At 73.8% G+C, this 9243-nt stretch carries 11 protein-coding genes and 2 riboswitches; of the genes, 6 read left to right on the forward strand and 5 right to left on the reverse strand.

Going from position 1 to position 9243, the window contains the following annotated elements:
• The first annotated feature begins 43 nt into the window (after nt 1-43).
• Complete coding sequence (locus ACF073_RS40115) at nt 44-1000, forward strand: DMT family transporter (protein ID WP_392076481.1); 957 nt, start codon at nt 44-46, stop codon at nt 998-1000.
• A gap of 351 nt (nt 1001-1351) precedes the next feature.
• On the opposite strand, the gene ACF073_RS40120 is transcribed toward ACF073_RS40115, so the two are convergent.
• Genes ACF073_RS40120 through ACF073_RS40135 form a run of 4 tightly spaced genes read right to left on the reverse strand, consistent with a single transcriptional unit; the run spans nt 1352 to nt 4852 of the window.
• Nucleotides 1352-2593 carry a cytochrome P450 gene (locus ACF073_RS40120; RefSeq protein WP_392076482.1) on the reverse strand — a complete coding sequence of 414 codons (1242 nt, stop codon included), beginning with the start codon at nt 2591-2593 and terminating at the stop codon, nt 1352-1354.
• Nucleotides 2590-3633, reverse strand: a complete 1044-nt coding sequence (locus ACF073_RS40125) for an amidohydrolase family protein (RefSeq protein WP_392076483.1) — start codon at nt 3631-3633, stop codon at nt 2590-2592. Before ACF073_RS40125 ends, ACF073_RS40120 begins: the two co-directional genes overlap by 4 nt.
• Nucleotides 3630-4517, reverse strand: a complete 888-nt coding sequence (locus tag ACF073_RS40130; RefSeq protein ID WP_392076484.1) for an NAD(P)-dependent oxidoreductase — start codon at nt 4515-4517, stop codon at nt 3630-3632. Before ACF073_RS40130 ends, ACF073_RS40125 begins: the two co-directional genes overlap by 4 nt.
• Nucleotides 4514-4852 carry an antibiotic biosynthesis monooxygenase family protein gene (locus tag ACF073_RS40135; RefSeq protein ID WP_392076485.1) on the reverse strand — a complete coding sequence of 113 codons (339 nt, stop codon included), beginning with the start codon at nt 4850-4852 and terminating at the stop codon, nt 4514-4516. The genes ACF073_RS40130 and ACF073_RS40135 overlap by 4 nt, the downstream gene beginning before the upstream one ends.
• 128 nt (nt 4853-4980) lie before the next feature.
• Between ACF073_RS40135 and ACF073_RS40140 the strand changes: the two genes are divergently transcribed.
• The 5 genes from ACF073_RS40140 to ACF073_RS40160 all read left to right on the forward strand — a co-directional run bounded on the left by ACF073_RS40140 (nt 4981) and on the right by ACF073_RS40160 (nt 8206).
• On the forward strand, nt 4981-5577 hold the full coding sequence (locus tag ACF073_RS40140) for a class I SAM-dependent methyltransferase (RefSeq protein ID WP_392076486.1): 597 nt from the start codon (nt 4981-4983) through the stop codon (nt 5575-5577).
• Complete coding sequence (locus ACF073_RS40145) at nt 5547-5774, forward strand: hypothetical protein (RefSeq protein WP_392076487.1); 228 nt, start codon at nt 5547-5549, stop codon at nt 5772-5774. The genes ACF073_RS40140 and ACF073_RS40145 overlap by 31 nt, the downstream gene beginning before the upstream one ends.
• 24 nt (nt 5775-5798) lie before the next feature.
• The gene (locus ACF073_RS40150) at nt 5799-6668 is read left to right on the forward strand and encodes an alpha/beta hydrolase family protein (protein ID WP_392076488.1); all 870 of its coding nucleotides are present in this window, start codon (nt 5799-5801) and stop codon (nt 6666-6668) included.
• Between the two features lie 98 nt (nt 6669-6766).
• Nucleotides 6767-6889: riboswitch (cobalamin riboswitch) on the forward strand.
• A 60-nt stretch (nt 6890-6949) separates the two neighbouring features.
• Entirely contained in the window at nt 6950-7348 is a 399-nt protein-coding gene (locus ACF073_RS40155) for a (2Fe-2S) ferredoxin domain-containing protein (RefSeq protein ID WP_392076489.1), read from the forward strand.
• Between the two features lie 79 nt (nt 7349-7427).
• Nucleotides 7428-7563: riboswitch (cobalamin riboswitch) on the forward strand.
• A gap of 154 nt (nt 7564-7717) precedes the next feature.
• Nucleotides 7718-8206 (forward strand): DUF4430 domain-containing protein, encoded by a 489-nt coding sequence (locus ACF073_RS40160; protein WP_392076490.1) that lies wholly within the window; start codon nt 7718-7720, stop codon nt 8204-8206.
• Nucleotides 8207-8218: 12 nt separating this feature from the next.
• On the opposite strand, the gene ACF073_RS40165 is transcribed toward ACF073_RS40160, so the two are convergent.
• Entirely contained in the window at nt 8219-9139 is a 921-nt protein-coding gene (locus ACF073_RS40165) for a cobalamin-binding protein (RefSeq protein ID WP_392076491.1), read from the reverse strand.
• Nucleotides 9140-9243 lie beyond the last annotated feature (104 nt).

The following is a 9243-nucleotide window of genomic DNA, read 5'->3' on the forward strand; positions in this document are numbered from 1 at the left end:
GCCCTCGCGTCCCGGCCGGTCCGCCGGGACGGGAGCGCTGTGCGTGCTCGCGGCCTCCGTGCTGTGGGGTACCACGGGCACCGCCGCCACGTTCGCGCCGGACGTGGGTCCGCTCGCCATCGGCGCCGCAGCCATGGGCCTCGGCGGGCTCCTCCAGGCCCTCGCCGCCGCCGGACGGATCGCCCGGCACGCACCCCGTCTGCGCGAGCGGCGCGGCTCGGTACTGCTCGGCGCGGCATCGGTGGCGGTCTACCCCCTGGCGTTCTACAGCTCCATGCACCTGGCCGGCGTCGCCGTGGGCACGGTGGTGTCGATCGGCACCGCCCCCCTCGCCTCGGCCCTGATCGAACGCTTCCTGGACCGGCGCCGGCTCACGCGCCGCTGGACGGCCGCCGCCGCCCTCGGCCTGCTCGGCACCGTCCTGCTGTGCGTCGCCGAAGCCACGGGTGCCGGTGCCGGCACCGGACCGGCGTCCCCGGCGGCCACCCTGCTCGGCGTGGGCCTCGGTCTGATCGCCGCCGTGACCTACGCCCTGTACTCCTGGGCCGCGCACCGGCTCATCACCCGCCGGATCCCCTCCCGCGCGGCGATGGGCGCCGTCTTCGGGCTCGGCGGACTGCTCCTGCTGCCCGTCCTGCTGGCCACCGGTGCCCCGCTCGTCAGCTCCTGGTCCAACGCGGCCGTCGGCACCTACATGGCGCTGGTGCCCATGTTCGCGGGCTATCTGCTGTTCGGCTGGGGACTCGCCCATGTGCCCGCCAGCACCGCCACCACGCTGTCCCTGCTCGAACCGGCCGTGGCCGCCGTACTCGCCGTCCTGGTCGTCGGCGAACGCCTGCCGGCGGCGGGCTGGGCCGGCATCGCCCTCGTCGTCGCCTGCCTCGCCGTCCTCACCAGCCCCACACCCGCCGGCCGCCGCCGGCAGCGGCCGGACGAGTCGGTTCGGGGGGATGTCCCGGCGGACGGCGACCCGGCGGCACTCCACCGGACGCCGACCTGACCCCTGCCGGAGCGGGGCGCTACGGGGCCGGTCGCCCGGTGCGGGGACGAGAGAAGCGCGGGCCGCGCGTGCGGTTGCCCCCCAGGCCTCGGCCGCCGCCACCTCTTGCGCGGGACCCGTGCCGTACGGGCGTGCGTGCGGGGGCGGACGGGCCGGTTCTCGTCGGCCGGCGAGCCGTTCGTACCCGACCGTCGCCCCGCGCGGCTCGCACGGCCCGCGCGAGGCGCACGGGCCACGCGGCGGAGGCGGGCGGTCCTGCCCTGACGGCTCGACCGCTGCCACCCCTGCCGCGCGACCCGTGCCGTACGGCCGGTGCGGGTCGGACCGCCCGGCAGGGCCGGTCGTCCCCGCTCAGCCGGCGGGGTTGAGGACGACCTGGAGTTCCGCCAGGCCGCGGAAGGCCGGGAAGGGGACCTCCAGCCAGTGCGGCCCAGCGGCGGGGTCGGCCAGGGCCATGCCGGGGAACCGCTCGAACAGCCGGGTGAGGGCCAGCTGCGTCTCCAGCCGGGCCAGCGGCGCCCCCAGGCAGTAGTGGCTGCCGTGCCCGAAGCCGATGTGCGCGTCCTGCGCGTTGCCCGGCCGGGTCACGTCCAGCTCGTCCGGCGCGTCGAACTTCCGCGGATCGCGGTTGGCCGAGCTGATCGCGATCTGTACCAGCGCCCCCTTGGGGATCCGGGTGCCGCCGTACTCCACGTCCTCGGTGGCGTAACGGAAGGTGGCGCTCTCGACGGAGCCGTCGTAGCGCACCAGTTCCTCGACCGCCGCGCGGATCAGCTCCGGGTCCTCGCGTACGGCGCGCAGCTGAGCGGGATGCGTCAGGAGGTGGTGGACGGCGTTGCCGATCAGGTACGCGGTGGTCTTGTGGCCCGCGAACATCAGCAGGAACGCGGTGGAGACCAGTTCGTTCTCGGTGAGCCCGCCGTCGCCGTCGCGGACCGCGGTGAGCGCGCTGAGCAGATCATCACCCGGACGGTCGCGCTTGGCGCCGATCAGCTCCGAGAAGTACGCGTGCAGGTCCTCCTCCGCCTGCTGCTGGGCCCGCTTGGCCTCCTCGCCGAAGCCGGTCTGCGCCACCGTGGTGGACAGGTGCTGCATCCGCGACCGGTCCTCGGGCGGCACGCCGAGCAGATCGCAGATCACGATGATCGGCAGCGGGAACGCGAACGCGGGCAGCAGGTCGAACCGCTCGCGGGCGGGACACGCGTCCAGCAGGCTCTGGACGATCTCCTCGATCCGGGGCCGCAGCGCCTGCACCCGCCGCGGCGTGAACGCGGAGTTGACCAGCCTGCGCAGCCGGGTGTGCTTGGGTGCGTCGGAGTTGAGCATGTTGTCGTCCAGCGCGACGGACGAGTCACCGAAGATCCTCCGGTAGGCGTCCATGGCGCCGTACATGTCCTTGCTCAGCCGCGGGTCGGACAGCGCGGCCCGCGCGTCCTCGTACCGGGTGACCAGGTACGTCTCGTTGCCGTGCGGCGGCCTCATGGGGCACACCGGCGCCTCGTCGCGCAGCTGGGCGTAGACGGCGTGCGGATCCCGCCGGAACTCCGGTGTGCACCGCTCGGCCGCTGCGACGGCCTCCTGCGTCGTGGTCACGGCCGACTCCTCAGGTCGAAGAGGGCCTCGGCGTTGCCGCCGAGGATGAGCTGCTGGGCGGCCTTGTCGACCGGCAGCTTCTCGATCATGCGGATGTAGTCCTCCAGCGGCGCCGCCATCGGTGGCGAGTCGGTGCCGAACAGCATCCGCTCGGGGCCCAGCACCTCGGCGTTCAGGCCCAGATGGGCCGCGCTGAACGGGCTCGTGTCGACGTACATGCGCCGGAGCGCGGCGATCGGGTCGGACGCCGGTTCCCGCGCCACGGAATTCCCGGCCGTCGGATTCCCGGCCGTCGGATTCCAGGTCGCGGGCCGCGCTGCCGCCGGCGGGGCGGAGGCCGCCCCGGGCCGGCCGGAGGGCGGTGCGCCCCCGGCCCAGTGCCGGGGACGCGCCGCCGTCTGCAGGCGCTCCGGCAGCAGCGCCATCGCGCCGCCGCCGGTCGCGCCGATCAACCGCAGACCGGGGTACTTGTCCAGCCATCCCGCGAACGCGATCATGGCCATGCCCAGGGTGACGTCGCCGAACCGGCCGATCTGCTCCACGAAGCCGATCTCGTCGACCCGCTCGGTGCCGACCGGTTCCGCCGGGGCGTGCACCAGAACGGGCACGCCCGCCTCCGCCGCCAGCGCGAAGAAGGAGTCGGCGCGCGGCGAGCCGAGCAGCTCGCCGTGGACGCTGGACGTGGTGATCAGGCCCACGAAGGCCGGATCCGCCAGGGTCTCGCGCACCCCTTCGAGGTGATCGTCGTCGCCGAACGGGTTGGCGTACACGTAGCCGCGCAACTGGTCCGGGAACCTGCGGATCAGGCCTGACATCCAGGCGTGGAAGCCGCGCAGCCGGTCGCGTGGCTGTGCGTAGTTGTCGACGCCCGGCACCCGCGCCATCGCACCGGCCCCCACGGGGCTGCCGATGATGGTGAGGTCGATCCCGGCCTCGGCGCGGGCGGAGAGCATGCCGTCGACGTCGGTCAGGCTCGGGGGCATGGGGAAGCGCTTGGCCGCCTCCGGTGGGGACAGGTGCCCGTGTATGTCGATGATCACGTGTCGGTTCCCGGTTTCGGTGTGAGTGCGCGGACGACCGCGGCGCAGTCCTGGTCGCCCAGTCCTTGCTCGGTGGCGCGGACGTGGGTCTCCGCCGCGGCGTTCGCCAGCGGCAGACTCAGGCCGACTGCCGCTGCCTGCTTGGAAGCGAGCATGAGGTCTTTCGCCATCAGCCGCAGCCGGAAGTCCGGCTCCTCGAAGCGGCCGGCGGCCAGCCGCCGCGACTTGAACGCCATGACCGGCGAGGCGAAACCGCTGCCCGCGATGGTCTTGAGGACCAGCTGCCGGTCCAGTCCGCAGGCCGCCGCCAGCTCGCTGGCCTCGGCCATGGCCTGCACCTCGATGCCCATCAGCAGGTTGAGGAGCAGTTTCATCCGCATGCCGGAACCGAGTGCGCCCAGATGGACGACCTCCTTGCCCAGCGTCTCCAGCAGCGGGCGGACGGTGTTGAACGCCTGCTGCTCGCCGCCGGCGAAGAGCCGCAGCTCTCCGTCCCGGGCGTGGTCGCGGTTGCCGAGCATGCCGACGTCCAGGACCGAGGGGGCGTCGCCGGCGATCTGGACGACCTCTTCGGGGGAGACGGTGCTGGCGCAGATCAGGACACCTGGGTAGCGGCCCTTGGCCAGCACCCCGTCGGGTCCGCGCAGCACGGCGCCGAGCGCCTCGCCGTCGGCCACGACGCAGATGGCGGCGCTCGTGCCGGCCACGGCGTCGGCGGGGTGCGCGGCGACGTGGGCGCCCGCCTCGGCGAGCGGAGCGGTCCGGTCCGCCGTACGGTTCCAGACTCGTACCTGTATGCCCTGGTCGAGGAGGCGGCCGGCCAGGCCGGCGCCCATCGTGCCGAGGCCGAGTACGGCTACGGGGCCGTGGGTCGTGCGTGTCACGACGCCACCCCCTTGGTCTCCTTGACGATCCGGAACCGCAGTGACTGCCGCTGGTCCACCCACTGGCGCAGCGGGGCCACCAGCTCGCGGTGCTCCTCGCTCTGCTGCCAGGCGAAGAAGTGCTCGGCCGACTCCCACTCGCTGGTGATCACCCACTGACGGGAGTCGTCGGCGGGCTCGCCGAGCCTCTCGACGATGTGGCCGGGGGAGCCGGCCACCGACTTCCGGAGGTCCTCGTACAGCTCCAGGAAGCCCTGCTCGCCGCCCTCGATCACCCGGACGGCGAATACGACGCTCAGCTTGTCGGCCGAATGGCCCTTGTGGTTGGTGCCCATGTCTCCTCCTGATTGAGATCCGGCAGGACACGACTCCAAGGACTCATGTCGCCCGTACGGCTGCAACTCCGAATGGGGGAGGGGCCAGTGGGGACAAGGGGTGCACGTTCCGTCATTAGTCACATCGGGTGAGTCGCGAGCCTCCTCCGCCCCCCGGGCGCCGGGGGGCGGACGGCCGCCCACGAACGGGTTGCCGCGCCTCATCCGGACGGCTGAGTCCGGGCTCCGGGCCGGCCGCCCGGGAACGCGTCGCGCGCCGCCCGGGGAGAGACCGGACACGCCTCCCTGCGAACGGCACCGCCTCGCCGGACTCGACCTGTCCGCGGACTCCGTGGCGCCGGCACGACGCCGACCGGCGCTCGCCGGGGCGCGGCTGGAGACGGGCCGCGCCCAGGCACTTGCCCTTCGCCGACGACGGCTTCGACGCCTGTGTCTGCCCCATGGCCCTGATGCTGATGGGGGAGATCGAGCTGGTCATGGCCGAGATCGCCCGCGTGCTGTCCCCCGGAGGGGTGCCGGCCTGCGTGGTGGGCGGCGGGCCGCGGGCGGAGAGGCCTATGAGCGGTTCCTCGCGCTGCTGCGGAGCACGGTCGAGAGGACGCCCGTCACGCGACGCATCCCGGCGCCGGGCGACAGGAGGACACGCTGCCGCGACGGGCTCGACGAGGTCCTCGCTCCGGCGGGCTTCGGCCCGGTGGACTGGGAGACCGTTCCCATCGATCTGAGCGGCCCGGTCGCCCGGGTCTGGGCGGCCGTCTCCGGACTCTACGACCTCGGCCCGCTCGACGCGGTGACCGTCGAGCGGCTGCGCGCGGACTTCGTCGCCGAGGTGCGCGACATCACCACACCGGAGGGTGTCGTCCCCCGCGCGTTCAGGATCCACCTCGCGACGGCGCGGCTGGGCGGGCCCGCCGGCGGGTGATCAACGGCTTCGTAGGATGCCGCCATGACGCTCACCGACCGGGAACAGCCCGTCATACGTGTGCTGTACGACGAGTTGCGCCCCGACCTTCGAGAACCGGGGCGTCCGCGTCCCGTCCGCCTCTACCAGTGGGAGCCGGACCGTCCGGCCGCCGAGCCGGCCCCGCTGGTCGTCGTCTCGCACGGCACCGGCGGCTCGGGCGGCGACATGGAGTGGCTGGTACGACCGCTGTGCGAGGCGGGCCTGCGCGTGGTCGCCCTGGACCACCACGGCAACAACTTCGTCGACGGCTACGAGCCGGAGGGCTTCCTTCATGTGTGGGAGCGGCCCCGGGACGTCTCCTTCGCCCTGGACGCGCTCGCCCGGGAGCGGCCCCTCGGCCCGGTCGGCGCGGCGGGCTTCTCCGTCGGCGCCTATACGGCGGCCGCCCTCGCCGGGGCCCGCGTCGATCCGCGCGTCGTGCGGGCCCTGCTGACCGGAGCGGTGCCCCCGCCGGAGATCCCCGAGTTCCCCGGTGTGCTGGAGGCGCTGCGCGCGAAGCATCCGGACGACGAGTCGACGCGGCACGCGCTGGACGCCGCGGGAGCGGACCTGACGGACCGGCGCGTGCGCGCCGTCTTCCAAGTGGCCCCGGGAGTCGGCGCGTTAGTGACGCCGGAGAGCCTGGCGGGCGTGCGGGTGCCGGTGGAGATCCGCTGGGGCGGTGCGGACACCGTCACCCCGTACGACGTCGACACCAGGCCGTACCTGGAACACATTCCCACGGCGAGCGGTCGCTCGGCCGGTCCCGGGGTGCGCCACGACGACTTCTTCGCGCCGCGACCCGCCGACCCGGATGCCCGGTTGCGGGTCGGCGGGGAGGCCGCCGCCTTCTTCCTGCGGCAGCTGAGCTGACCTGCCGCCGCCGGACACCTCTTGTTGTCCGGCGGCCGGGTGACGGGGGCGGTACCGGCGATGGGATGATGATCGACGACATAGGGCGACGGCGGTCCGAGGAAGCCGGTGTGAATCCGGCGCGGTCCCGCCACTGTGACCGGTGAGCGCGTTCCGGCAGGCCACCACCCGGACCCGGGTGGGAAGGCCGGACGAGCCGCGCCCCGGGAGCCAGGAGACTCACGCGGTCGCCTCCTCACACGACACCGGGGCGGATCTCCCCGGGAGGGGAGTGGTGCGGCATGCCCGAAGGACCGCTGGACGAGACGCCGGCCGAGGCCGTGGCAGGGGGCGGCCCGGCGCCGTGCCGGGTCGTCGTGTGCCGGGACTGCTGCTGCGGCAGCCCCAAGGTGACCGGGATCGACCACGCGGCGCAGACCGCGCGGCTGCGCGCCGAGGTACCGGTGCGGATCTCCGACTGCCTCGACGTGTGCGACCAGGCCAATGTCATCGTCGTCCAGCCGTCCGCCGCCGGGCGGGCCGCCGGCGGCCGGCCGGTCTGGCTGGGACTCGTCAACGACCAGGACGCGACCGAGGACATCGTCGGCTGGGTCCGGGCGGGCGGGCCGGGCGTGGCCCCCCTGCCGGAGATCCTCGACCTCTACGCCTTCACCGCGCCGGGGCGGCGCGACGAGGCGTGAAGACCTGGCTCAAGGACGTCAAATCACCCTAGAATCGGGCCGGTTCGCGCCATGCGCCGTGACGAACGTGATCGGCGTACGCGCGTGAACCGTCCGCACCACGACCGCATAGGTGCGTGACCGGGGGAAGCCGGTGGGAATCCGGCGCTGACCTGCAACCGTGTGCGGCCGGCCGGCCGCGAGTCGGAGCACCCGGCGCGTGCCGTGAACCGCTTCCCACTGTCATGGTCCGCAGCGCGAAGCCGAGAGCCTCGTCCCGGTGCCCCGGGGCCGGTGTGCCGTCCCGTGCGCGGGTCCCGCCGTCCCCCGCCCCGGGGCCGCTCGCTCGGTGACGGGCCGCGGACCGCCCTCCACCGGAAGGCTCCCACCGTGCACCGCACCTCCGCACACCGCACCGCGCTCGCCGCGACCGCTCTCGGACTCGCGCTGGCCGCCATGCCCGCCACCGCCCACGCCCACAGCGCGCCCGGCACGAACGCCCCCGTGAAGGTCACCCTGACCGTGAACGGACCGGACGGCCTGCTGTTCAAGGGAAAGATCAGAACCCGCGGACATGACGTCACCACCGCCACCGGCGGCACCCACAGATGCGACGGCACCAACGGCGCCGCCCACCCCTCGGCCGTGCCGACGCCCACGGCGGCCCTCGACGACGCCGCCCGCAAGCACCACTTCCGCTGGGACGGCACCTGGTACGCCTCGTTCGACGACTTCTCCGTCGACACCATCAAGAAGGTCAGCGGCGGTGGCGCGGCCTACTGGAACATCTCCGTCAACGGCACCCCCACCCCGGTGGGCGGCTGCCAGTTCCAGCTGAACGCCGGAGACGCGGTGGCGTTCACCTGGACGGCGTTCTGACCCCCGCCCCAGTCACCGGCCGGGGAACGCGACCACCTCGGCCGGTGTGACCGGCTCCCCGGCCCGCACCCCGTGCAGGACCTGGGCCAGCACCTCCGCCCCGCGCACCACCCGCGGCCCGGGCCGGTTGAAGAAGGACGGGCCGTCCAGCACCACGACGCGGTCCGACCGGACGGCGGGCAGCTCCGCCCAGCCCGGCAGCCGGGTGAGCAACCCGGCCTCACGCAGGGTGCGTTCGGGCGGAAAGCCGCACGGCAGGACGAGCACCGCGTCCGGCCGTGCGGCGCGCACCGCCTCCCAGGTCATCGGCTCGGTGTGCTCGCCGGGCGCCGCCAGGAGCGGCTCGCCGCCGGCCGCCGTGATCTGCTCGGGCACCCAGTGCCCGGCGGGCCACAGCGGGTCGAGCCATTCGATCGCCACCACCCGGGGCCGGTCCCGGCCGGCGACCGCGGCACGCACCCGGTCGAGCCGGTCCCGCAGCTCGGCCCGGCGCCGCTCCGCGCGCTCGCGCACACCGAGCAGCTCGCCGACCGTGACCAGGCAGTCCAGTACGTCGTCGAGCGTGCGCGGCTCCAGACTGACCACCCGGGTGTCCGCGTCGAGCAGCCGCACCGCCCGGCTGACCCTCTCGTACGACACCGCGCACACGTCGCACAGATCCTGGGTGAGCACCACATCGGGCCGCAGGGCCGCCAGCGCCTCGGTGTCCAGCGTGTACAGAGAGGAACCGGAGTGCGCCGACCCGCCGACCGCGTCCGAGATCTCCCGGCTGGTCAGCGCGTCCTGGTCCAGGTCCGCCCCCGTCACCACGGGGACCGAGGTCACCGCACGCGGCGGCCAGTCGCACTCGTGGGTACGGCCGACCAGCCGCGCCGACAGTCCGAGCTCGGCGACGATGTCGGTCGCGGCGGGCAGCAGGGAGACGATGCGCATACCCCGACTCTAGGCAGTGTCTTCAAATGATCTTGCCTGGTGGATCATGGTGGCGTGATACGTCGTCATGAACTGTCGGATGCCGAGTGGGAGTTCGTCCGGCC

The organism is Streptomyces sp. NPDC015171, from assembly GCF_043079545.1.
GTDB lineage: Bacteria > Actinomycetota > Actinomycetes > Streptomycetales > Streptomycetaceae > Streptomyces.